Annotated in this window: 22 protein-coding genes; 7 read left to right on the plus strand and 15 right to left on the minus strand. The window is 57.4% G+C overall.

The genetic code is table 11. The features are described from left to right. Window positions 1–9: 9 nt before the first annotated feature. Complete coding sequence (locus tag EOI86_RS23030; RefSeq protein ID WP_127768030.1) at window positions 10–1,566, plus strand: GMC family oxidoreductase; 1,557 nt, start codon at window positions 10–12, stop codon at window positions 1,564–1,566. Between the two features lie 6 nt (window positions 1,567–1,572). Here the strand turns inward: EOI86_RS23030 and EOI86_RS23035 are convergent, their stop codons facing one another. From EOI86_RS23035 to EOI86_RS23060, 6 genes are all read right to left on the minus strand, one after another. Next, window positions 1,573–2,451 carry an MBL fold metallo-hydrolase gene (locus EOI86_RS23035; protein WP_127768031.1) on the minus strand — a complete coding sequence of 293 codons (879 nt, stop codon included), beginning with the start codon at window positions 2,449–2,451 and terminating at the stop codon, window positions 1,573–1,575. A gap of 53 nt (window positions 2,452–2,504) precedes the next feature. Then, window positions 2,505–3,149, minus strand: a complete 645-nt coding sequence (locus tag EOI86_RS23040) for an ATP-binding cassette domain-containing protein (protein ID WP_127768032.1) — start codon at window positions 3,147–3,149, stop codon at window positions 2,505–2,507. A gap of 14 nt (window positions 3,150–3,163) precedes the next feature. After that, on the minus strand, window positions 3,164–3,931 hold the full coding sequence (locus EOI86_RS23045; RefSeq protein WP_127768033.1) for an ABC transporter ATP-binding protein: 768 nt from the start codon (window positions 3,929–3,931) through the stop codon (window positions 3,164–3,166). Further along, entirely contained in the window at window positions 3,909–4,871 is a 963-nt protein-coding gene (locus tag EOI86_RS23050; RefSeq protein WP_127768034.1) for a branched-chain amino acid ABC transporter permease, read from the minus strand. Before EOI86_RS23050 ends, EOI86_RS23045 begins: the two co-directional genes overlap by 23 nt. An 8-nt stretch (window positions 4,872–4,879) precedes the next feature. Next, the gene (locus tag EOI86_RS23055) at window positions 4,880–5,776 is read right to left on the minus strand and encodes a branched-chain amino acid ABC transporter permease (RefSeq protein WP_127768035.1); all 897 of its coding nucleotides are present in this window, start codon (window positions 5,774–5,776) and stop codon (window positions 4,880–4,882) included. A gap of 211 nt (window positions 5,777–5,987) precedes the next feature. Beyond that, entirely contained in the window at window positions 5,988–7,295 is a 1,308-nt protein-coding gene (locus tag EOI86_RS23060; protein ID WP_193555808.1) for an ABC transporter substrate-binding protein, read from the minus strand. A 145-nt stretch (window positions 7,296–7,440) separates the two neighbouring features. On the opposite strand from EOI86_RS23060, the gene EOI86_RS23065 reads away from it, so the two are divergent. Continuing rightward, window positions 7,441–7,647: a hypothetical protein gene (locus EOI86_RS23065; protein WP_127768036.1), complete on the plus strand. Its 207-nt coding sequence runs from the start codon at window positions 7,441–7,443 to the stop codon at window positions 7,645–7,647. A gap of 187 nt (window positions 7,648–7,834) precedes the next feature. On the opposite strand, the gene EOI86_RS23070 is transcribed toward EOI86_RS23065, so the two are convergent. Further along, complete coding sequence (locus EOI86_RS23070; RefSeq protein WP_127768037.1) at window positions 7,835–10,087, minus strand: lysylphosphatidylglycerol synthase transmembrane domain-containing protein; 2,253 nt, start codon at window positions 10,085–10,087, stop codon at window positions 7,835–7,837. After that, the gene (locus EOI86_RS23075; RefSeq protein WP_161973974.1) at window positions 10,088–11,386 is read right to left on the minus strand and encodes an O-antigen ligase family protein; all 1,299 of its coding nucleotides are present in this window, start codon (window positions 11,384–11,386) and stop codon (window positions 10,088–10,090) included. Window positions 11,387–11,960: 574 nt separating this feature from the next. Here EOI86_RS23075 and EOI86_RS23080 point away from each other — a divergent pair. Further along, complete coding sequence (locus EOI86_RS23080; protein ID WP_127768039.1) at window positions 11,961–12,689, plus strand: hypothetical protein; 729 nt, start codon at window positions 11,961–11,963, stop codon at window positions 12,687–12,689. Here EOI86_RS23080 and EOI86_RS23085 read toward each other — a convergent pair. The 4 genes from EOI86_RS23085 to EOI86_RS23100 form a co-directional block, all read right to left on the minus strand. Continuing rightward, window positions 12,642–13,469, minus strand: a complete 828-nt coding sequence (locus EOI86_RS23085; protein WP_127768040.1) for a hypothetical protein — start codon at window positions 13,467–13,469, stop codon at window positions 12,642–12,644. The genes EOI86_RS23080 and EOI86_RS23085 overlap by 48 nt on opposite strands. Further along, window positions 13,466–13,720: a hypothetical protein gene (locus tag EOI86_RS24710; protein WP_127768041.1), complete on the minus strand. Its 255-nt coding sequence runs from the start codon at window positions 13,718–13,720 to the stop codon at window positions 13,466–13,468. Before EOI86_RS24710 ends, EOI86_RS23085 begins: the two co-directional genes overlap by 4 nt. Window positions 13,721–13,874: 154 nt before the next feature. Beyond that, the gene (locus EOI86_RS23095) at window positions 13,875–14,255 is read right to left on the minus strand and encodes a helix-turn-helix domain-containing protein (RefSeq protein WP_127768042.1); all 381 of its coding nucleotides are present in this window, start codon (window positions 14,253–14,255) and stop codon (window positions 13,875–13,877) included. Between the two features lie 155 nt (window positions 14,256–14,410). Beyond that, window positions 14,411–15,172: a FadR/GntR family transcriptional regulator gene (locus EOI86_RS23100; RefSeq protein WP_127768043.1), complete on the minus strand. Its 762-nt coding sequence runs from the start codon at window positions 15,170–15,172 to the stop codon at window positions 14,411–14,413. A 267-nt stretch (window positions 15,173–15,439) separates the two neighbouring features. Between EOI86_RS23100 and EOI86_RS23105 the strand changes: the two genes are divergently transcribed. The 4 genes from EOI86_RS23105 (at window position 15,440) to EOI86_RS23120 (ending at window position 19,209) form a co-directional block, all read left to right on the plus strand. Next, window positions 15,440–16,465, plus strand: a complete 1,026-nt coding sequence (locus EOI86_RS23105) for a TRAP transporter substrate-binding protein (protein WP_127768044.1) — start codon at window positions 15,440–15,442, stop codon at window positions 16,463–16,465. Window positions 16,466–16,618: 153 nt separating this feature from the next. Beyond that, window positions 16,619–17,263, plus strand: a complete 645-nt coding sequence (locus EOI86_RS23110) for a TRAP transporter small permease subunit (RefSeq protein WP_127768045.1) — start codon at window positions 16,619–16,621, stop codon at window positions 17,261–17,263. A gap of 15 nt (window positions 17,264–17,278) precedes the next feature. Next, window positions 17,279–18,619 carry a TRAP transporter large permease gene (locus tag EOI86_RS23115; protein ID WP_127768046.1) on the plus strand — a complete coding sequence of 447 codons (1,341 nt, stop codon included), beginning with the start codon at window positions 17,279–17,281 and terminating at the stop codon, window positions 18,617–18,619. An 83-nt stretch (window positions 18,620–18,702) separates the two neighbouring features. Next, entirely contained in the window at window positions 18,703–19,209 is a 507-nt protein-coding gene (locus EOI86_RS23120) for a DinB family protein (RefSeq protein ID WP_127768047.1), read from the plus strand. Window positions 19,210–19,224: 15 nt separating this feature from the next. On the opposite strand, the gene EOI86_RS23125 is transcribed toward EOI86_RS23120, so the two are convergent. From EOI86_RS23125 to EOI86_RS23135, 3 genes are read right to left on the minus strand one after another with little or no spacing between them, the layout of a single operon-like run. Beyond that, window positions 19,225–19,800, minus strand: a complete 576-nt coding sequence (locus tag EOI86_RS23125; RefSeq protein WP_127768048.1) for a tautomerase family protein — start codon at window positions 19,798–19,800, stop codon at window positions 19,225–19,227. A 10-nt stretch (window positions 19,801–19,810) separates the two neighbouring features. After that, a complete protein-coding gene (locus tag EOI86_RS23130; RefSeq protein ID WP_127768049.1) occupies window positions 19,811–21,148 on the minus strand; it encodes a TRAP transporter large permease in 1,338 nt (445 codons plus the stop codon). Continuing rightward, entirely contained in the window at window positions 21,148–21,699 is a 552-nt protein-coding gene (locus EOI86_RS23135; protein WP_127768050.1) for a TRAP transporter small permease, read from the minus strand. Before EOI86_RS23135 ends, EOI86_RS23130 begins: the two co-directional genes overlap by 1 nt. Window positions 21,700–21,780 lie beyond the last annotated feature (81 nt).

Consider the following 21,780-nt stretch of genomic DNA (forward strand, 5'->3'; position numbering starts at 1 on the left):
GGGTGAAGTATGAGTACGGTACCGAAGCAAGTCGATTATATCGTCTGTGGTGGGGGCGCGAGCGGTTGTGTCGTGGCGGCGCGACTGGCTGAGCGGTCCGATGCGACCGTCCTGCTGCTTGAGGCCGGCGGAGACGAACGCGTTCCGGACGTGGAAGACTCACGTGTCTGGATGAAGAATATCGGGTCGGAACGGGACTGGTGTTTCACGACCGAACCGCAGCCATCCCTGAACAACCGGCGCGCACCGCTTCCCATGGGACGGGTCCTGGGCGGCGGGTCCAGTATCAACGGCCTCGTTTGGGCCCGGGGGCACAAGGCCGACTTCGACTCATGGGCCGAGGAGGCCGGCGATCCGGGCTGGTCCTATGACAGCGTTGTCGAGGTCTACAAGCGGATCGAGAATTGGCTGGGCCCATCCCATCCAAGGCTGCGCGGGACGGGTGGGCCGGTTTCCATCACCCTACCTGATAATCCGGTTCCCGTGGCGTCGACCTTGATGGACGCCGCCGGGAAGGTTGGAATCCCCGCCTATGAGGATTTGAATGCGGAGGCGATGGAAGGGCCTGGTGGATGCGGCATTCCCAACGTCACCGTGGAAGACGGCGACCGTCGGGTGTCGATGGCCAGCGCCTATATTCGCCCAGCCATGGAACGGGAGAACCTGAAAGTCATCCTGGGGGCGGAGGTCGACCATATCCGGTTCGAGGGTACTCGAGCATCGGCGGTAAGTTTTGTTTTGGACGGTCAGGAGCATACGGTCGAAGCGTCCCGAGAAATCGTTCTGTCGATGGGCGCGATCAATACGCCGCGGGTATTGATGCAGTCCGGGATCGGCGATGAAGATCACCTGAAGAAACACGCCATCGACCTGCACCAGCACTTGCCGGGGGTCGGTCGGAATTTCCAGGATCATATTCTGCTTGCGGGATGCGTTTGGGAATATGTAACGCCGGAACCGCCGCGTAACAATTCCGCTGAATTCACCTTCTTCTGGAAAAGCGAGTCCAGCCTGCCGTCGCCGGACATCCAGCCGATGCTGGAAGAATGCGCCTTTGGCAGTGAAGTGACGCGGCCCCAATTCGACTTGCCCGATGACCCCGCAACCGCCTGGACCCTGGCGCCGGGCCTAGTCGCGCCGAAAAGCAGGGGATATCTGGAATTGACGGGAAAACGACGTCAGGATCCGATAAAGGTTCATACGAATTTCTTGAGCGAGCCGGCCGATATGAAGGCGCTGACACGCTGCCTCGAGATCTGCCGGGAAATCGGGAATGCCGAGGACCTCCGCCCCTTCGTGAAACAGGAATTGATGCCCGGTCCGTTAAAGGGGGCTGCGCTGGAAGAGTTCGTTCGGGACGCGGCCGGCACCTATTTCCATCAGACCTGCACGGCCAAGATGGGCCGCGATGCGATGTCCGTTGTCGATGGCGCGTTGCGGGTCTACGGCGTGGACGGCTTGCGCATTGCGGATGGCTCAATCATGCCGACGATCACCACGGGCAATACTATGGCGCCCTGTGTGATGATCGGGGAGCGCGCAGTGGACCTTATTCTGGGCGCGTGACTTCAATCAATCGGCGCTGAACACGAAGCCTTTCCCATTGGCATTGCTGGTAATTGAACCGAAGGTCGGGGCCGGGAAATGTGCCGGAAAAATAAGGTTTCCGGTATCCGCATGTTTTTCCAGCAAGGCCATGCGCGACTGCCGCGACATGTCCTGATCCGTGTCGGCGACGCAGCTCAATTGCGGTTCGGCCAGTTGAATCCGGTGATGGATCACATCGCCGGTCATCACGCCGGCTTTGTCGCCGGACGCGATATTCATAACCATCTGTCCCGGCGTGTGGCCGATGCAGGGTTCAAGCCAGATGCCGGTGTCGAAATCGAAGTCGTCTTCAACCAGGACGGCCCGTTCGGCCCGCATCAGCGGTTGGACGCTATCCTCGAAGGCGACGCGGTGAACATTCTCAGGATTGCTGGCATAGAGCTTGTCCCAGTATTCGTACTCCTTCCGCGACATCACGTATTTCGCGTTCGGGAAGGTGGGGACCCATTCGCCGTTCAGCAGTTTGGTATTCCAGCCGACATGGTCCCAATGCAGGTGGGTGCACATCACGAAGTCGATATCCTCGGGCCCGCAACCCGCCGCGGCAAGGGTCTCCATATAGTTCGTATTGAGGTTCGAGAAGGCGGGTCGGTGAGGCCTGACCTTGTCGTTCCCGCAACAGGCATCGACCAGGATATTGTAACGTTCCGTGCGAACCAGATAGCTGTGAAAGCTGAGGATGATTTCGCCGTCAGCCGTCAGGTTTCCCAGCGGCAGGTCCCGTTGGGCGGCCGCGAACATTTCGTCGGTCATGGCGGGAAAGAACTTCTGCGCATGCAGCAAGGGCCCGGCGGTCTCATGCACGCAATGGACGGCTATGGATCCGATATCGACATGTTCCATTGATACGCATCTCCCTGTTCGCGGGTAGAGGAGGATAGGCTTAATCGGTGCGGTTACTGCACCGTTACAGTCCCGCGCTCGATCGTGAAGGATCGTTCGATTAATTCGCGGACATGCTGCTCGTTCGAGTCCGCAATCAACACGGACATGCCCTCTTTTTTCAGTTCGAAGATGATCTGCGCCAGGCGTTGTGCCAGTGCCGGCGCAACCCCTTCGAACGGCTCGTCCAGCAGAAGCAGCTTGTTGCCGCACAGCAGCGCCCGGGCCAGGGCGACAAGTTTCTGCTGACCACCGGACAATTGGTTGGCGCGCCGGTCGCGGAAATTCGCAACCTCCGGGATCAGGGAATAGACCCATTCCAGGCGCTTGTCCGCATCCGCCATCTTCGTCGACCAGGCCGGCAGCATGACGTTGTCCTGAACTGTGAATTCCGGCACCAGTTTGCGGTCTTCAGGCATGTAACCGAAGCCCATCCCGGCCCGTTCATGGGTCGGGGATTTGGAAAGGTTCACAGCATCGAATTCGACGTCGCCTTGCATACCGTCGATAAGCCCCATTACCGCGCGCATGAAGGTGGTCTTGCCGGCGCCGTTGCGGCCGATCAACCCCGCCATCATCTGGGCGGGAAGGTCGAGCGAAACGTTGTCCAGAACCTGCTGCGACCCGAAATAGACATTCAAATTTTTTACCGTAAGCATATCGCGTTGTCCTCTCAGCCAGCCACTGGGGCGTGAACCGTCTCGCCGATGACGAACTGGCGAACCTGTTCGTCGGCAAGCGCGTCTTCGGGCTTGGCGTCGGCGATGATGCGTCCGTCATAGAAGGCCAAGACGCGCGTGGCATAGCGGCTGATGATTTCCATATCGTGTTCGACGAACAGGATTGTTACGTCCTGTTGCTTCAGCGCCGTGACGACGATGTCCATGATACTGAATTTTTCGGCCGCGGTGACCCCACTGGTCGGTTCGTCCAACATCAACATTTTTGGATTGTGAACGCTGGCCATCGCGATATCGAGAAGCTTGCGAACGCCTTGCGATAAGGTCTGCGCAATTTGGTCCCGGTATTCGAGGATTTCGTAACGGGCCAGGATCTCCTCACACCGCTTCGCGCGTTCGTCCGTGGCAAGCGGCTTCCAGAAAGGCATCGTGCCTTCCTCGGCGATACCCATCGCGATCATCAGGTTGTCGAAGGTGGTGCCGGATGAGAACAGCTGCGGGATTTGGAATGACCGGCAGATGCCGATTTCGGTGGCGTCCTTGGGATTGAAACCGGTGATGTCGCGGTCGTAGAAGAACAGCTTACCGCTCGTCGGGGCCAGATATCCGGTGACCATATTTACAAAGGTGGTCTTTCCGGCGCCATTGGCCCCGATCACGCCGATCACTTCACCTTCGTCGATGGTTATGTTGATATTATCGGCCGCGTTAACCGCGCCGAAGGACTTGTACAGGCTTTCAGCGCGAAGAATTGCCGTCATCTTTGCCCTCCTTTGAGCGTTCGATAAGGCTCCATAGACCGCCCGGCAGGAACATGATCACCGCCAGCAAACAACCACCGACAACGAACTGCCACGCTTGCGGCGCATATTCGATGGCGAATGTCCGGAGAATTTCAAAAACGACGGAACCGAGCAGCGGGGCGATGACATTGCCCACGCCCGACAGGATGGTCACGAAGACGAACTCGCCCGACTGGATCCACCAAACCATTTCAGGATCCACATGGCCTATGGCGATCGCGGCCAATGCACCGCCGGCCCCTGCCATGGTTCCAGCAATAACGATCTTGAAATGCACCGCGCGCTTCGCGGAAAAGCCGAGGTATTCGACCCGCAATTCGTTGTCCTTGATGGCACGGCTCAACCGACCCATCGTGCTGCCCAGGTAACGATTGACGAACAGGCACGCAAACCAGGCGACCACGGCAGCGGTGATGTACAGCATACGCTGCATGACAATCGGCTCTTCCGGGACGAAGCCGAGATAGCTGGTTTCCACGACATTGAAACCGTCCGTCGAGCCCAAGCTCTCGCTCTTCACCAGGATACCGAAGAAGATCATCGAAAAGGCGAGGCACAGCATGGCAAAGAAGATTTCCCGGTAGCGGCGCAGCAGGAAGCCAAGCGCGAAAGCCAGGAAACCGGCCGCCACGGCGCTGATCAACACCAAGAGCAAGGCATCCGTTATCGGCAGATATTGCGGCAGGATACCGACCATATAGGCGCCGGCGCCGTAGAACAGTCCTTGCCCGAACGAGACCAGGCCCGTACGCCACAGCAGCATGAGGCCAAGGACGACAAGTCCCTTCGCCAAGCTGATAATGCCGAGGAAGATAGCCCAATCCGGCATGAACAGGCCAAGTGCCAGGATGACCGGCAAGCCTATCTGCAGTAGATTGCTTCGGAAAGCGGGTGACATGCGGCCTCCTATATCTTGCGGGCCTTCTGGCGCATGAACAGGCCTTCAGGCCTGAAGATCAGCACCAGGGTCATCACCGCATAAATGACGAATAACTCGACTTCGGGCAAAAGGTGAACCGCCGCCGCTCGGGCCAGTCCGACGACTAGCGCGCCGATAATCGCGCCCCAAATGCTCCCCATGCCGCCGATGACGACGATGGCGAAGGCCAGGACAATGACTTCAACGCCGATGCCCGGCGCCACGGAGATTTTTGGCGCCATGACCGCGCCACCAAGACATCCAAGCGTAGCGCCGATAATGAACGTCACGGTGAAGTAGCGCTTTACGTTGATACCGAAGGCCGCGGCCATTTCGGTGTCATGGATGACCGCCAGCAGAAGGCGGCCTTTTGCCGTACGGTTGAGCAGCAGCCAGGTTCCCGCCGCCAGCGCGACAGCCAAGCCGATCAGCGCCAGATCGTAGTTTGAATAGAAAAGCGTGCCGAATTGGATGTCGCCGAGCAGTGAATAGGGCTCAAAGGCGAAATAGGCGTTCCCGCCCCAGATCCAGATGATCACGTCTTCAAGCATCAGGAAGCTGGCAAAGGTCACAAGCACGATGATCACTTCGTCCTTGCCGTACATCCGTTTAAGCAGGCCGACTTCCAGCAATAGCCCGAAAATGATGCCGAGCCCTATGGCTATTGCGAACATCAAGGCGAAGCTGCCGTAGTCGGGGAAGCCGCTGGCAAACCACCAACCGATCGCGGTCGCGGAAGCATAGGCGCCGAAGGCATAGAAAGAGCCATGCGCGACATTGAGAATTTTCATGACGCCGAAGATCAGCGTCAGACCGAGAGCGACGAGGAAGAGATAGGAGGCCTCGATCAGCCCGTCGATCAGGATTGCAGTTGCGGTAAGCATGGACGGTTCCCTAAAAGGCCTGTCTTCGGGTTGAGCCGTTTGTTTCCAGAGTATCCCGACAGTTCGTCCCGTTCGAACCCGTTTCATCGCCTAGCGCAAGATTGCCAGCGTGGCGGCGATGATCGCGGGGGCGACCAGGGACGAATTGCGAAAAGAGTGAAAACGTGCCGCCACAGAAAACTGTCACGGCACGTTTCTCATCAGTCGCAGGCTAGCATTTGGCGCCCTGCATTCCCCCTTTGATCCAGTCGACGCTGTTCACGCCGGCCGGCGGGTTAACGCATTCGGCGGGATATGTGACGACATCGGTAATCGTCTGCTCACCCGTGTCGCTGTCCCATTTGGCGATGCCGTAGGCCGTCGGTGTAATGGCCTGCTGGCCTTTGCCGAGCTTCATGTCGATTGTCGTGCCGAAGGCTTCGAAGGTCTTGTGACGCAACCCGGCGGCGACATCGTCGACCGAAGGCTTTGATCCGCCGCTTGCCGCCGCTGCATTGTCATAGGCGATCTTCATGGCGATGAAAGCTTGGGCCATGTGATAGGACGGGAAGGTCGGCTTCGTGCCGAAGCGGTCCGCAAAAGTCTGGCTGAGCCATTTGCTCAGTTCCGTTTCCTTCGCAAGGATACCATATGGGCCTCGTGCGCCGATGATCACACCGTCGGGCAGCTTGCGTCCCAGGCGTTGCGTAACGCTTTCGCCTGTGGTCAGCAGCATCTTGGTGCGTTTGTGCAGGCTACGCGCACTGGACTGCAGGATGAAGCTTTCCAGATCGCCACCCCAGAATGAGGTATGCAGCACTTCCGGCGGGGACACAGACAGGCGCGAGATTTCTGCGCCGTACTGGCCCTGGAAGATCTTCGGCCATAGCGGTTCCGCGGCTTCCGAACCCGGCAGGACACTTTGCATTGCCAAGTCGAAGTCGCGCCAGCTGTCCTGACCCCATGCGTAGTTCTGATTGATGCCCTGATAGGTTTTCGTGTCGCCGAACTTGGTCGCTATGTAGCGGGCAGCCCCGACACTGTCCATTGTGGCATGGGCGCTTGTCCGGAAGACGTATTGATAGTCCGCGTCTTCGAAAATGCGCGGCGTGCCGCAGTCGAATAGGATCGTGAAGGTCTTCAACTCCTCCGCAACCGGCGCAACCGCTAGGCAACTGCCTGAGGAGATGTAGCCGATCACCGCGTCCACGCCCTGGCGCTGAACCATGTTGCGGTATTCGGTGACCTGCTTGGTCGTACCCCCGGATTCGTCGATATAGACGGCTTCAATTTCCATCCCGCCGGCACCTTTGGTGTTGTAAGGGGCTGGAACGTTGCCGGCGTTGATCGCTTCGACCATCAGTTCGGCGGCGTTGCGCGCCGGAATACCGAATGGACCGGCCGCGGCACCGGTATAGAAGCCGACGACGCCGACTTTTAGTTTTTCCTGTGCCTGGGCGGCACCGGAAATTGCAGTCATAGCGCCTGCGACAAGGCAGGCTGCCACGCTTGTGCCGCGCAGCAGATTCTTGATGCTCATAGATTTCCTCCCTGAACGATCGATCAGATTTAACAAATTATGTTGTTCTTCTTGTTTCGTACCGATCATGCACAGCTCGGGCGGATATGGTCAACTGCATGCAGTCGTATGCAGATAAATAAAATGCGATACGATGGAGCACTTTATGTTCCAGAGCAGTAATGGCATTGGCTGGCCGGAAAAGATTGAAATCAAGCAATGGGACGTGATCGGCGGCAAGATAAGGCGGAAAACACCAGGTGAGATCCGTGATCAGGCACGGCGTTTTGGGCGATTTGCCTCAATTCGATCCGATCTTGAAAATGGAGAGCTGCCGTCTCAGCGTCGATATCTGACCGAAGAAGCCAAATAGGCGACACTTTCCAATTTCTCCATCCGTCCTACCGCCGAATTGACCCGATCGCGGTCGGTCGGGCGGACGCAGGAACGGACAGGTAAAGGGCCTGGAAAGATGGGATCGGCTTCACTGTGTAGGCGATGGTTTGACGGAATTGTCGGGAATGGCAACACGCGTCACTTTGGTGAGAGCGCCTTGGCCGTCACCTTTGCTTGTCGCTGTACCCGACTTTGACCGAGGCTGCCGCACAAGCACCCGCCAAAAGCCAGAATAACCGCTGATAGGCGATATCGTGCACAAGTCCGAACATGGCAAAAAGCAGCAGCAGTCCTAGTGTCAGCATGAAAGCAGGCGCTCTATTCGGGGTGTAGGACCGGATGTATTTGAACGCGACAGCAAGGGGAAGGCTTAACGCGATGGCCAGCCCAACCAACCCGAACTCGGCCAGAAGCCAAATGGGAACTGAATGGATGACGAGTTGCTTGCCGTTTTCGCCAAAGTGTCTGTTGGCAAAGCTTCCAAGCCCTTCGCCAAAAATGGGATTGGCCATCCACATTTCCAATCCCACGCGTATGGTGAGAAGGCGCTCGGACGTGCTGCCGCCCACGATGAGATCGGCGTCCGGAGTGTGGTTGAAAGGAAGCCTATCCACCCCGGAAACATTGGAGATATACGAGAAAATACTGACGAGACCGATGACCGTGCCAGCCCAAAAAACCGCCAAGCCGAACATTTTCCAGGGCAGAAGCCGCAACAGCAAGGCGATGGCCAGCAAGATTACCATGCAAGCCAGACCGCTCAGGGAATAGGATCGCCATATACCAAGCATGATCGAGCCAAGCAGGAAGGAAAGTAATATCGGCGGAAGTTTCTTCTTAAACGGGACGGAATAGGCCAGAAGCGCGACAAGCCCGGTTAACAATTGCAATGCAAAGGCGTTCCGGTTTTTGACGAAGCCCTCGAAGTTGGAAGCTATGAACTCAAAGCTGCCAGATGCGATTTCGAATTGCCGGTGGGCTAAGTCGAACAGCGTGATCATGGCGCCGCCAACGATAATGACCTCCGCCAAGCGCCTGAGACTATGGAGCCCCAAGGTCGAGACGCACATGGCGCCGATGGATACATACCCTAAAATCACGCTCCAACCGATCAGACGGTTGTTCAGCGCCCAATCGGTGACACCGATTCGGGCCGCGCCATTCAGAAACCCGCCGATCAAGAGCAGGGTTAAGGCGAGCATCCAGTACAAGAAGAAACGAGGGACCTCGGCGGGCAGTTTTTTGCTGGTGGTCCAGGTCAATAGGAAAAGGGCCAACCCCATGAGCGCCATCGGATCGCCAAGATTCAGGGAAACGACTGTGCCCTCGAACGGGATGTGCATCGAGAAGAACAGAAATAAAACCGTCAAGGGCCCCGCGACCAACAGGACGATAGAATTTGTCGTTCTAGACTGAACCTTTGCGACGGTGAGAACGGATTCTTGATCTTTCGAGTCCTCAGCCGATTTTGCAGGCAAAGCTGATGTCGCAAGCGGCTTGGCCAGAAACACTGATGAAATCAGAACCGAAACGGTCGCAAGCACACCGAGAGTAACGGAAGTCCCGACGGCCTCGGGCGCTGGCACGCCCAATTTACCCAGAACGAAAATCGATGTTAGCTCGCGGATTCCCCAGCCATTCACACTCAAAGGCATGGCGGCGGCGAAACTGACGATCGCCCCGGCTGCGAAGAGCGTTGTCAGAGATGGCGCGCTTGGTCCGATAATACGCTCAGCGATGATCGCGTAGGTGAGGGCCATAAGAATCTGGGCGGCAAGCGTCAGGGCCAGCATGGCGCCTATTCGCGACAAAGCCGTTCTGGACACCATGCGGCGCAGCAGTTGCTGTTCACGCGTCCAACGGAAAATGGCCAGCGATGCCGCAGTGACAAGGCACATGGCCAGAACAGCTTCCGGCAAAGAGGCTTCGGCCAGCGCCGTGTAGAGTTGCCGTGAACCGAAAACCTCGACCCATCCGAAGACCAGCAAAGCCAGGCCTGAAATGGCGAGTAACAGTTTTTCGGTGAATACGAGGGCCGTGACGGTCGCAACGCTCACACCCTGCCGCCGCAATAACGCAAACCGCCCAACGACGTTGCCGACGAGGTTCAAAATGAAAATGCTGGACAGTAGGCCGGCAACAAAGGCGCGAATGCAGGCGAAGGTGCTGATATCTCGCGCGCCGAAATACGACAACAGATACTTCAGCCGGCCGATCCCCAGTGCAAGATTGCCCAGCAACAGTCCCAGCGCGACCAGGACGGTAAAGATCGACAATTCGTCGACCTTTTCCCAAATCGCTTCAATCCGGTAGTTGTAAAAGAGATAAACCAAAATGCCCGTCGAAATGACGATGGGCAGTAGGAATTTAGCCCATCTCTTAAACGGGTGCTTTATCGGGGCAAGCTCAGCAGTCATTTAACGATGTTTGCATTGTTCGGTTGGGGCATATCGGTCGGCGCCGCAGGATCGGCAAAAATACGTGAACTGTATGAGGCAAATTGCCGACAAAGCCCACCACCAAGTTTGCCACAAGCCGATGCTGAAATACGCGATGACGAACCAGGACGTGGCCCATGCAACAGTATAGCGCGCGGCACTCGGCGATCCGATTTTCGCCAATGAGAATGCCGCATAGACAACGACGAGGCAGAACGACACCGCGCCGACAACACCCAGCTCAAGGTGAAGTTGCAGGGCGGCGTTATGTGGGTGAAGGGGAAGCGCAGGACTGCTCCGCAAGGTTGGGAAGGTTTGATCCAGCTTATCCAAATAGGGGGAAAATGACTCGACATCGCCAAGTAATATTTCGGCCCCGGGCAGCGTGCGGCCCACATCGACGCCCCATCCGAATAAAGGCTTTTCATCACTGCGCGATGCCACGAAGTTCCAAATGCCCAAACGATGCGCGGCGGAAAAAGCCCCTGTTTGCCGTACTGCGGATACCGCTGCATTCAAAAAGGCTTCATTCTTAATGGCATAAGGTATTGCCAGCACGGACACGAAGACGACCGCGCCAAAAAGTATCGTGGCCGCTTTTCTATTCAGTGACGTGACTAGAAATGCACCGAAACCGGCCGCTGCCGACAACGCTCCCGATGTACTGCTGGACCAAAAAAGCACTAAGGGAAGAGAGATAACCAACGCCCATGAAACAAGATTCTTTCCAGCCCTATGCGCGGCGTAGGCCGCCGGCCAAGCCAGCATCACCATGTAGGTAGACGGTCGATTCAGAAACTGCGCCTTGAATTCGTCGCTTTCGGAGGCCCAGATGGTATTTGAAAGTAGGCCGAATACTTTTTCCGAAACAAATAATGCAGCGAACCCGGTAACGGCGAACACAACCGACAACATTAGACGGTGTGAGGCGGGGGGTACCCGCTGTGCCGCGAAGACAGCCAGAAAGCCAATTGCAAGCAGCAGGCCCAGGCGCTTCAACCGTTGCAAACTGTCGGCCGGATTGCTCGACCAAAAGCAACTCGCGGCGATATAGACGAGGCAAATCCCGGTTATGCCTATCCAAACCAGCATCTTGCGGTCCGGGACGAGGCAGACGGTGAAACCAGGGTCGAGACGCCATTGCACGAACAATGCGAGCGATAGAAATATCGTGAGCAATATCAAGGCAATAGGGGCTTGTTGTGACGCTATGAGTGAAAGGAAGGGAAGCGCGCAGAATATGCTCAGGACTGCCAGGATAAGCACCGTCAGTACCATATTCCGCTTCGGTTGCTGAACCATACACTTCTGTCACTATAGTGTTCGGGAGTTCGCTGGCCCTGGTGACGAGTTTCCACGTTGAATTCACCGTCAGCCCAGAACTGAATACAGCGAGTCTTGAGATCCCCCAATCGGTTGAGTCAAATTAACAGCGATTTACTTGCCGATTGCTTCGGCGCGGGGTTTGAAGGCACCGAGCCCTTGGGGCATTGCAGGGGCAAGCATTGCTGATGAAACGGACCGCTGCTGGCGACAATGCCTTCATTGCTGAGGTCTAAGGGCAAAGGCAGATGGAATTGCTCGCTTCCAATTTTTTCCCGAAGTAGCTGACGACCGTCCAAATCCACCAATTGCTTGCACCGCTGGAGCCCGAGAGGGCGACGTGAGGCCGTCTGGCGGTCCCTCCGGCCATTTTGCCTATCGCTCCGATTGGGGGGGCGTTTTTACGGCCGTGAGACTCGTACTCCTAGCATGGCTTTGGGGCACACAATCCCAAATAGCTAATTTGTGGACCTTGGGCGAGTCGCTACAGCCTCCTTTTGCGTCAATCCATTAGACCAAGGGGGTACATATGGACGCTTTCAACACACTGACCGTCATACGGATGGTCTCATATTTGTGCGAGAAGTTGGAGGAGGCGGGTCTGACTCTGCGTCTTCTAGGACCGGGGCGGGAACTCGAGATGATCTATAAAGGGGCGAGGCCAGACCGCATCGCGCCTCAGAAGATCTTCCGGGACGATGCATTGGCCACGTCCGCGGAACTGCTGGATGCTTTCTGGCTGGTCGCCCTGGACCGGTACGGTCCGGCGATCTTTCAGGCCTGCCGGGGGATCGATCTGGGCGATCGGTCATTGGCCGATCATCTAACGACGGACGGCGGCCTCTACGTGCCCGGAAACCAATGGGAGAACAATCCGATCCCGGAGGTCCGGGCCGCGGCTGCCTGGCGATTGCACGGTGTTGGCTGCTATTTCGGCGAAACCTGGTTCCGGCCCGAAAGTGACGATGTGCCGGGCTTCCGGGGTAAGGGCATATCGGACTTGATCCTGCGCCTGGCCATGGGAACCGCTTTTTGCCGCCATGAGGCGCGGTTCATGTTCGGGTTTTGCGAGCAGGCACTCGCCGTAAGGGGCATTCCGATCCAGTACGGACATTATCAATGCTATCCGCATGGGGCGACCTGGACCCGGCCGGACGGGACACAGGACGATGTTTGGCTGACCTTTACGGCCGCATCGGACTTTGGGGATTTATTCGGTGGGTTTGCCCGGGACCGGTATATCCCGCAGCACACATGAGGCAACCAGGACGCCGGCTTCCCCATCGGAGCCGGTGATCGGCGTAATCAGGCGGCGGTAGGATTCCCGTTGTCCCCGGTTTTCCTCGTCCGGGATGAATGCGTGGACGTCTTGCAGAATGGGGATGCGTTGTTCCAGTGCACGGTAATAATCGCTGTCGACGGCCCGTTCGAATTCGTTCGCGTCTGACTTCAGCGTCGGCGTCCCGATGGATTTGGCGCACCATTCCAGCCCGTGGAACCGTGCGGCCGCCGACCGGCGGCCGATCGCTTCTGTGAAAAATTGCCCATCCCGATGAACCAGTTTTATCAGTTCGTCTTCGTTTGCCGCCTCACTGTTGCGCCAATCCGCAAGATGCGCCTGCAACAGTGGGGACGAAGCCAGGATCTGTGCCGGGGGAAGGTCGACGATAACTGTCCGGGGAGTCAGCTCCAAAGACCTGTAGCGAAGGAAATCGGCCGCCATCGCCTCAGCTTGCTGGCGCGTCATCGCTTGGCGGCGGACCTTGCTGGAACCATCCATCGGCGCGAAGGCCAGGGGATAGAGCCTATGAGCTAGGCCGGCCATCAGGCATTCGTGGTTTACGTCCGCAACATTGAAGCGAAGTTCCGCGACATTGCCTGCCCAGATCAGGATGACGGCACCCATCTTCAGGACATACCGCATGGTTTCGTGGTACGGGTCGTCCTGCTTCTCAAAGCGGAAAGAATCCTCCGCCGTGATCAGCCAGGCACCGTCCTCCGGTAAAAGTGCGTCGGGTCTTAACTGCTCCGGCTTCAACCGCTACCCACCTTACGCTTCAAATCGGCAACCGCACTATCGAACAAGGCAGCGTTATCGATCAGTGCCGCTGCGTCGGGATCGTGCAGCCAGCCGGCAAAATGCTCAGCGAGTTTGTCCTGCAAGGGGCTGTCCTCGTCGATTGCGGCCATCACGAGCATCTTCAAAAGAAACAACTTCGCCGTATCAGGACGGGCGGGTCTGGGGCGCTTTTTGGGGCGCCTCTCCAGCCAATTTGCACTGTTTTTCACGGCGTTGTCCTTCATACGTATTACCGGACGTTAAGTTTGAATGACTGTCTGTGTCAAATGGTCAAAGAGTTACGACAAAAGTAGAAATGGTCCGAAACCAAATTTCTGTATTGTAATACCGCAAATTTGGCTTTGGTAATACTTGCCTGCGACGCTATTTATTGTGTGATTTCTCGCCGACCAATCGCGAATGTAGTGCCGCGACGCAGTATTCGATGGTTTCATCGTCCAGCGGCAGCAATTCCACGTCCCGCATGGCGACGAGCTCCCGGCGGAAGTCGGCCAGTTCCGGCGAGGTGGCGCCCGGCGTGTGTTTCTCGTCCTCAATCGTATCGGATTGCTCAAGCAATAGGCGATGCGGAAGCACTTGGTAGAGCGCCGACAATTCACACAAAGTCTCGCTGCAGGGACGTTCTTCGCCTGTTTCCCATTGCGTGACCCGTTCCGGCGTGACCCGGAGGCGCAATGCAACATCGTCTTTGGACAGTCCGGCGCGATTGCGTGCCGAAGACAGCCCGTTCGTTATTGCGTTCATGAAGCCTTACCCAGCGAACTAAGCCGCGAAGGTACAGCGGTTTGCGGAAAACGAAAATATTCAGCGGGGAAAAGCGCCGTTGCCCCTATTGCATGGGGTGAAAGCTTGGGACGACAACGCGAGGCGAGGGCAGGCCGAGAACATAGAGAGAAGCACTAGGAGAATTCGTCCCTGGTCGCATTCTGGTTGAAGGTCATGCCACGTTCCAAATGTAGCCGCATGGCTTCACGCGCCCCCTCAGGGTCGCGCGCGGCGATGGCGTCCCGCACCGCCTGATGCTCCGCAACGAGGCGAACCATATAGGCTGCCCCGGTTTCCGCGTTTTCCGGGCGCATCCGAAGCAGGGGGCGTGGAATAACAAAGACCCCCAGGAACCGCAGAAACCCCTCGATCAATTCATTGCCGGTCGCCGCGGCGATGGCGCAATGGAACGCGAAATCCTCCTCCACGGCCGATCCGTTTTCGGCGACGGCGACCTTCATTGCGGTCAGTGCTTCGTCGATCAGGGCCAAATCTGCGTCGCTATGCTTTTCCGCGGCCATCGCAGCCGCTTCGACTTCAACGCATAACCGAAGTTCCATGACAGAAAGCAGATTTTGCGGATCGTCGAAATGGTGCGGTTCGATACGGAAGGGCATTCGCCGTTTGTCATCGACGATGAATACGCCAACACCTTGGCGGCTGACGATGACACCGTCGGCTTTTAACCTTGATATGGCTTCCCGGACAACGGGACGGCTGACGCCGGTTGCGTCGCAGAGTTCCTGTTCGGTCGGCAGTTTGTCGCCCGCCTGCAGGCGGCCGGATAGGATTTGACCGCGAAGTTGTGTGACGATTTGATCGGCAAGGGAAGTGGCGCCGGCGGCCGGCCGCAATCGCCGAACCAATTCTCCCGCTCCACTGCGCGGATCGGTCATTTTTTTCTCCCCTTGAAAGCGTCAGCTTGGCGCGTCGCTTAGGTTTCCGGTGGGTGCGACGGTATAGCGATTGGACATTTTGTCCGTGATTCGACCGCTTTACCCGAAAGAAAGAATTTCACCGCCAACGCTCTTCTTGTCAGTTGTCAGATAACATATATCACGTTACCCTCCAAGCAGTTCCGGGTATCGAACACTGGCACCCGTCCTTTAGAGACGGGAGAGGCAATGGGGGATTGCCCGGTTAAAAGGTAAGGGAGAGAAACAATGCAAATCCTACGAAATGCGGCCACGGCGGCCGTTCTTGGTTTGGCCCTGGCCGGCGCGAGCAGTTCGGCATGGGCGGCGGATTACACGCTTCGTATTCAGACCCACCTCAGCGCCGAGTCGCTGAACGGGAAGAACGCGCAACAGTTTGCGGATGATGTCGAGCGCATGTCCGGCGGACGGATCGACATCGAGATGTTCTATTCGGGCTCCGTCGTGAAATCGACAGAGACCTTCGACGCCGCGGCCAATGGCGTCCTCGACGGTGATATGACCGGTGGTGCCTATCAGACGGGCAAGAACCCGGCCTTCCAGTTCCTCGGCGATATCATGGGCGGGTATGAAACGCCCTGGCAGCAGTATTCCTGGCTGTATTACGGCGGTGGCATGGAGAAGGCCCAGAAGCTGTACAACTCCTATGGCATGCAGCTCATCGGTTGGTGGATCCCGGGTCAGGAATCCCTGTCCTCGTCCAAGCCGCTTCCCGGTCCGGCAGCGTTGAAGGATTGGAAGTTCCGTTCGCCTCCGGGCATGGAAACGGAAATCTTCGCGGAACTCGGCGCTTCGCCGATCGTGATGGATTTCGGTGAAGTCTTCAGTGCGCTGGAAACCAAGATCATCGACGGCGCCGATGCGTCGAACGTCACCACCAACAAGTCGATCGGTATCTACGATCTGGTGAAACACGCGACCTATCCTGGCTTTCACTCGATGCCGTCTGACCATCTGGCGATCAACAAGGACGTTTGGGACGACCTTCCCGACGACCTGAAGGCGATCGTCGAAGTCGCAATGCAGAAGCTGTCCTTCCACAATTCGATGAGCTTCGAAGTTGCGATGGGCAAGACCGCGACGGAGATTCAGAAAGAAGGCGTGACGCTGTACAACTGGTCTCAGAAAGACCGCGAGGAATTCCGCAACTTCGCCCAGAAGAAGTGGCAGGAATGGGGTGATAAGTCACCTGAAGCCCGTGAACTGGTCGACAGCCATGTTTCCTTCATGAAGGAAATCGGCCTGCTCAAATAAGCTCGGTTGATCCTACTCCCGGCCGCGGCACAGCTTTCTTGCCGCGGCCGGTCCTTCTTTAGGAAAGCTTTTTCCTTTATCAACTTAAGACAACGAAAATCGTGACGGCCGCATTGTTGTGGCCGGCGCAAGAACCAACGGCGGGGGTGGAAAATGCCGGAACTCACAACCAGCGGCCAAATTTGGGTTGGGGGGATAGCGCTAGGCCTTGTCCTTTGGTTCGTCTTTGTTTCTCCGCGACTGGTGCCGATGCTCAAAATGACGATGCACGGCGTCGGCGATGACGACCGCAAATTCAGCTTCGTCGATATCGTCACCCTCTATATGGCATCCGTCCTGATGTTCGTCGTGGCTATGATCGTGTCGATCATGTTCTACGAAGTGGTCATGCGCTACGTGTTCGAGGCGCCTACCCTTTGGGTCGAAGAGCTTTCGCGGTGGCTTGGCGGTGTGATCTTCCTCATGGGCGGGCTCTATGCCATGCAGCAACGGGCCCATATCCGAGTGGTCATCGTCTATGACATGGTTTCCCGGAATGCTCAGCGGGTCTTGGACGTATTCGGAACGATTTGCATCGTCACTTTCTGCTACGCCGTGGTGAGCGGTTATGGGAAAACGGCGTTGAAGAAATTCGAAACCTGGGAATTGTACGGCTCCGCCTGGAATCCACCGATTCCAGCCGTCATGAAGCCGCTAATCTGTATCGTTTGCGCCTGGATGGCCGTTCAAGCGATCAGCAATTTGATTATGGATTGGTCTAAACCCAAGGTCATTCACGACCCGGCCGACGATCTTTAAGGGGAGCTGGGTATTATGGGTATCGCAGAACTTTCGATCCTGCTGCTGGTCGGCATTGTCGTGTTGCTGGCGGCGGGGGTGCCGTTGGGCTTGGCCTCCGGCTTCCTGGGCGTGTGCGTGGCATATTGGAAATTGGGGGAGCGCGGCTTCTTCATCCTCGGCCAGCGGATGTACGACCTGACCATCGAGCACGCACTTCTGGCCGTGCCGCTTTTCATCTTCATGGCTATGCTGCTTGAACGCAGCAATATCGCCAAGGATATGTACGATTCCTTGAATATCTGGCTGTCGCGGACACGCGGCGGCATCGCCATCGTGACCGCGGTTATGGCGATCATCATGGCTGCCATGTCGGGCATCATCGGTGGTGAGGTTGTCCTCCTCGGCCTGATCGCGCTGCCGCAGATGCTTCGCCTGGGCTACAACCAGAACCTGGCCGTCGGCACGATTTGCGCCTCCGGCTCGCTGGGAACCATGATACCGCCGTCAATCGTGCTGATCATCTATGGCGTCGTGACCGATACGTCGATCCATGCCTTGTTCCGCGCGGCCATCGTGCCGGGACTGATGCTGGGCGGTATGTATATCGTCTACATCATGGTGCGCACGCGAATGAATCCCTCACTCGCGCCGTTACCGGAAAGCGACCAAGAGGTTACCTGGGGCGAAAAGTTTCTGGCGTTGAAGGGGCTTTTACCGCCTGTAATTCTAGTCACCTGTATTCTGGGATCGATCTATGGCGGGATCACGGGCATTACCGAAGCGGCCGCAATCGGATGTTTGGGAACGCTTCTACTGATCTTCGTTCGCGGAGAATTTTCGCCCAAGCTGTTGTTGGAAGCGCTGCAGAGGACCCTGCGGTCCACGGGGACGATCCTGTGGGTCACCTTCGGTGCGACCTGTCTTGCCGGCGCCTATTCCATTGCCGGCGGCCCGGTCTTCGTCGCGAACAGCATTCTGGGCTTGGAGCTGCCGAACATGGGCGTCATTTTGATGATGATGCTGATCTTCCTGTTCCTGGGCGCCTTGATGGACTGGGTCGGTATCGTGCTGCTGACCATGCCGGTCTTCCTGCCCATCGTTGCTGGAATGACAGCGAGCGAGATGGGGTTGATCGGCGGACTCGATCCCAGCCATCTGAAGGTTTGGTTCGGCATTCTGTTCTGCATGAACATGCAGGTCAGTTTTCTTAGCCCGCCTTTCGGTCCGGCGGCGTTCTATCTGAAATCCGTTGCGCCACCGCATATCCAACTGACGGACATTTTCAAAGGGTTCATGCCGTTCATCTGCATTCAGTTGATCGGGTTGGTCGTGATGCTGGCATTCCCGGAAATCACCTCGGTGTTTCTCGATTAGAGGTGATGAATACTTGGCTACCGTAATGTGAGCTCCTATCCTGACTTTCTTGTAATGAAGACATTCAGGGTAGGGGACACTTCATGATTACGGCCGACTATGTGCGCACCATGGCGCGCTACAACGCGTGGCAGAACGGCGCCATTTACGACGCTGCCGGCGGGTTGAGCGACAAGATGAGGCAGCTGGACCGCGGGGCATTCTTCGGCTCCATCCACGCGACACTCAGTCATATACTCTGGGCCGACACGATCTGGATGAGCCGCTTCAGCGATATCGACCCGCCACCGGGCGGTATTGAAACCTCACCGAACTATTTTTCCGACTGGGACCGCATGGCGACGGCCCGTCTGGACATGGATGCTGTCATCCGCGACTGGTCGCAGCGGGTCGACGCGAACTGGCTGGCGGGGGAATTGACGTGGTATTCGACCGTGTCCGGTGGGATGACGACACGATCGGCAGCGCTATTGGTTACCCATTTCTTCAACCATCAGACCCATCACCGCGGCCAGGTGCACGCAATGCTTACCGCGGCCGGCGCGAAGACCGAAGCGACGGATCTGGGTTTCATGCCGGACGAGGCGTGATCGCAAGACCTGGCGTTATGCCCCGGCTTGCGACAGGACGTATTCTCCCAAATCGTTCCAAACATGCTGACGGGAAAGCTTGCCGTCCCGAACCAGGAACCAGTCGACGAACCGGATTCCTTCGAATGGCGTTCCATCCGGGAACTCGCCGCGCAATGTGCCTTGGCAGGTGACCGCGACACCGTCTTCCCGTGCCGCCACATCCCAGTCGTCATAGGTTTTCTTCACCCAATTATAGCGCGGCTTCGCCCAGTCGATCAGCTCCTCCAGCCGTGAGAATTCGACACCGCCCGGAAAGACCATGCGGAAACCATCGGCCAGCATGCTCTGGGCACCGGTAAGGTCACGGGCCTCCATCCGCTCCAGAAAGGTTTTCACGACCTCTCGTGCATCGGGAAGGGCGGGGCCGGGCGTTTTAAAAGTACGGCCGCGCATATAGTTCCCGGCCGGCAATTCGTTCAAGGCGACGATGACGCCTTCCGGCGGTGCGGCGATAACGGTCCGCATGGCATCCGTCAGCGCTTCGGCGATCCGCGTTTTGACCTCCGCGTCATAGACGCCGCCCAGCATGGTTACATTGATGACCGGCATGAATTCTCTCCTATCGACTGACGGATGGAAGCCAGGTGACGATTTCCGGGAAGGCGACGATCAGCAGGACCAGCAGCATCGCGCAAGCCATGAACGGGATTGCCGCGATGCAGATTTCCGAGAACCGTGTGCCCGGCGGCGCCACGCCCTGCATGACGAATAGCAGCAAGCCGAATGGCGGCGTGGTGAAGCTGATTTCCATCGCCAGCAGGGTAATGACGCCGAACCAGATCGGATCGAATCCGTATTGCAGCGCCAGCGGGAAGAAGATCGGCACGGTCAGCAGCATCATGGACAACTGGTCCATGAACATGCCCAACAGCAGCAATATGAGGAACATCGCCGCCAGCATCGTATAGGCGGAGATGTCGAAGGCGGTAACCCATTCGATAAGGCCGTTACTGCCGCCTGAGAAGGCGAGGGTTTTGCTGAAAGTGGCCGATCCAAAGATGATCAGCAGGGCAACGACCGTCACCCGTGTTGCTCCCTGCAGCGACTTCCACAGCGCTGCGATGCTCAACGACCGAAAGACGATGGCCAGAAAAACGACGCCCAGGCATCCGAAAGCCGCGGCCTCGGAGGGTGTCGCCCAGCCGACCATGATCAGAATGATGACGCCGATCACGACCGAGATCATCGGCACGACATCGCGCAACAGCAGGACGATGCGCTCACCCCAGCTTGCCATTTCCACGTCATAGGGTGGCGCGGCGTCGGGGTCGAGTTTGGCCATTGCGTAGATCAGGATCGCATACATGACGGCCAGGATCAGGCCCGGTACAACGCCCGCGATCAGCAAGGCGCCGATGTCGAGTTCCGCCAAAGTGCCGAGCAGCACGGCCAGTGCCGATGGCGGGATCAGCATGGCGATACCACCCGTGCCCAGGATCGGGCCGATGGACATGCGCTTCTTGTACCCGCGCTTAGTCATTTCGGGCACCATCAGGGTGCCCATCAATGCGGTACTTCCCATGGAAGACCCACTCAGCGTCGCGAAAGCAGTACCCCCGGCGACCGTCACATAAGAAAGCCGTGCAGGGACGCGGCCCATCAACCGCTCGATGGCGTTGAACATTCTGTTGGCCAGGCCGGTATGGAAGAACAATTCCCCCATCAGCAGGAACATCGGAATAGGCACCAGGGCGAAGTTAGCCATGGAGCCGAAGGCGTTTCCCGCCAGCGTGCCGACCCCGCGTTCCAATTGCAGAAGCAGCGGTCCGTTGCCGCCGAAATAGACCATAGCCGCCACAATATTGACCGCCAGGAAGGCAACGCCGACCGGAAAGCCGATGATCATCAGGCCCAGGATCGAGCCAAAAAAGATCGAAAGCGTCCAATACCATTCCATTATTCGTGCACTCCCATCTCTCCGGTATGGATCAGGGAAGACCCGAAAACGAAACGCAAAAACTCAAGGGCGGTAAAACCGAATCCTATCGGCATGGCGATGATGACGATCCAGCGTTTGATGTCCAATTGGCCGCGCAACTCGTCGTACTGACCCCAGTTGTAGTCCTGCCAGGTCTGCATGCCGGTATAGATGGCCAGCAGCAGACAAACGAGGAAACAGGTTGCGGCGATGGCCTTGGAGAGAACCACGCGGGCCCGGTCGGGGATCGCGGCGGTAACCAGTTCGATATAGACATGGGCACGTTGCCGGACCATCCAGGGGCAACCCAGCATCAGAACATAGATAAAGCCGTATTCGATGAAGGTGAAGGAATAGTCGTTGTAGTCCCATCCCAGGCTGCGGAACGAGGTGTAGTAGACGATCACCACCATCATCATCCCCACATAGAGGCTGGCGGCGTAGAACATTGTGCGGACGACCAGGGAGTAGCCGGCATCCAATCGGTCCAGCAATCCGTGTTTCTCGTCGGGGTTAAAGTCAGCAGCCATTCAGGAAGGGCCCAATCCCGGAAAATGTCGTTTGTAAAAGAAAGAGTCCCGGACGGGTTTAATCGTCCGGGACTTCAATCG

Source organism: Hwanghaeella grinnelliae (assembly GCF_004005845.1).
Classification (GTDB): domain Bacteria; phylum Pseudomonadota; class Alphaproteobacteria; order UBA8366; family Aestuariispiraceae; genus Hwanghaeella; species Hwanghaeella grinnelliae.

Excerpts from the sequence above, each read along its gene's own strand:
- EOI86_RS23135 (WP_127768050.1), bottom strand. The coding sequence starts at position 21,699 with ATGGCTGCTGACTTTAACCCCGACGAGAAACACGGATTGCTGGACCGA.
- EOI86_RS23030 (WP_127768030.1), top strand. The coding sequence starts at position 10 with ATGAGTACGGTACCGAAGCAAGTCGATTATATCGTCTGTGGTGGGGGC.
- EOI86_RS23095 (WP_127768042.1), bottom strand. The coding sequence starts at position 14,255 with ATGAACGCAATAACGAACGGGCTGTCTTCGGCACGCAATCGCGCCGGA.
- EOI86_RS23055 (WP_127768035.1), bottom strand. The coding sequence starts at position 5,776 with ATGCTTACCGCAACTGCAATCCTGATCGACGGGCTGATCGAGGCCTCC.
- EOI86_RS23035 (WP_127768031.1), bottom strand. The coding sequence starts at position 2,451 with ATGGAACATGTCGATATCGGATCCATAGCCGTCCATTGCGTGCATGAG.
- EOI86_RS23100 (WP_127768043.1), bottom strand. The coding sequence starts at position 15,172 with ATGACCGATCCGCGCAGTGGAGCGGGAGAATTGGTTCGGCGATTGCGG.
- EOI86_RS23050 (WP_127768034.1), bottom strand. The coding sequence starts at position 4,871 with ATGTCACCCGCTTTCCGAAGCAATCTACTGCAGATAGGCTTGCCGGTC.
- EOI86_RS23125 (WP_127768048.1), bottom strand. The coding sequence starts at position 19,800 with ATGCCGGTCATCAATGTAACCATGCTGGGCGGCGTCTATGACGCGGAG.
- EOI86_RS23110 (WP_127768045.1), top strand. The coding sequence starts at position 16,619 with ATGCCGGAACTCACAACCAGCGGCCAAATTTGGGTTGGGGGGATAGCG.
- EOI86_RS23045 (WP_127768033.1), bottom strand. The coding sequence starts at position 3,931 with ATGACGGCAATTCTTCGCGCTGAAAGCCTGTACAAGTCCTTCGGCGCG.
- EOI86_RS23115 (WP_127768046.1), top strand. The coding sequence starts at position 17,279 with ATGGGTATCGCAGAACTTTCGATCCTGCTGCTGGTCGGCATTGTCGTG.
- EOI86_RS23080 (WP_127768039.1), top strand. The coding sequence starts at position 11,961 with ATGGACGCTTTCAACACACTGACCGTCATACGGATGGTCTCATATTTG.
- EOI86_RS23120 (WP_127768047.1), top strand. The coding sequence starts at position 18,703 with ATGATTACGGCCGACTATGTGCGCACCATGGCGCGCTACAACGCGTGG.
- EOI86_RS23060 (WP_193555808.1), bottom strand. The coding sequence starts at position 7,295 with ATGAGCATCAAGAATCTGCTGCGCGGCACAAGCGTGGCAGCCTGCCTT.
- EOI86_RS23075 (WP_161973974.1), bottom strand. The coding sequence starts at position 11,386 with ATGGTACTGACGGTGCTTATCCTGGCAGTCCTGAGCATATTCTGCGCG.
- EOI86_RS23105 (WP_127768044.1), top strand. The coding sequence starts at position 15,440 with ATGCAAATCCTACGAAATGCGGCCACGGCGGCCGTTCTTGGTTTGGCC.
- EOI86_RS23065 (WP_127768036.1), top strand. The coding sequence starts at position 7,441 with ATGTTCCAGAGCAGTAATGGCATTGGCTGGCCGGAAAAGATTGAAATC.
- EOI86_RS23070 (WP_127768037.1), bottom strand. The coding sequence starts at position 10,087 with ATGACTGCTGAGCTTGCCCCGATAAAGCACCCGTTTAAGAGATGGGCT.
- EOI86_RS23130 (WP_127768049.1), bottom strand. The coding sequence starts at position 21,148 with ATGGAATGGTATTGGACGCTTTCGATCTTTTTTGGCTCGATCCTGGGC.
- EOI86_RS23040 (WP_127768032.1), bottom strand. The coding sequence starts at position 3,149 with ATGCTTACGGTAAAAAATTTGAATGTCTATTTCGGGTCGCAGCAGGTT.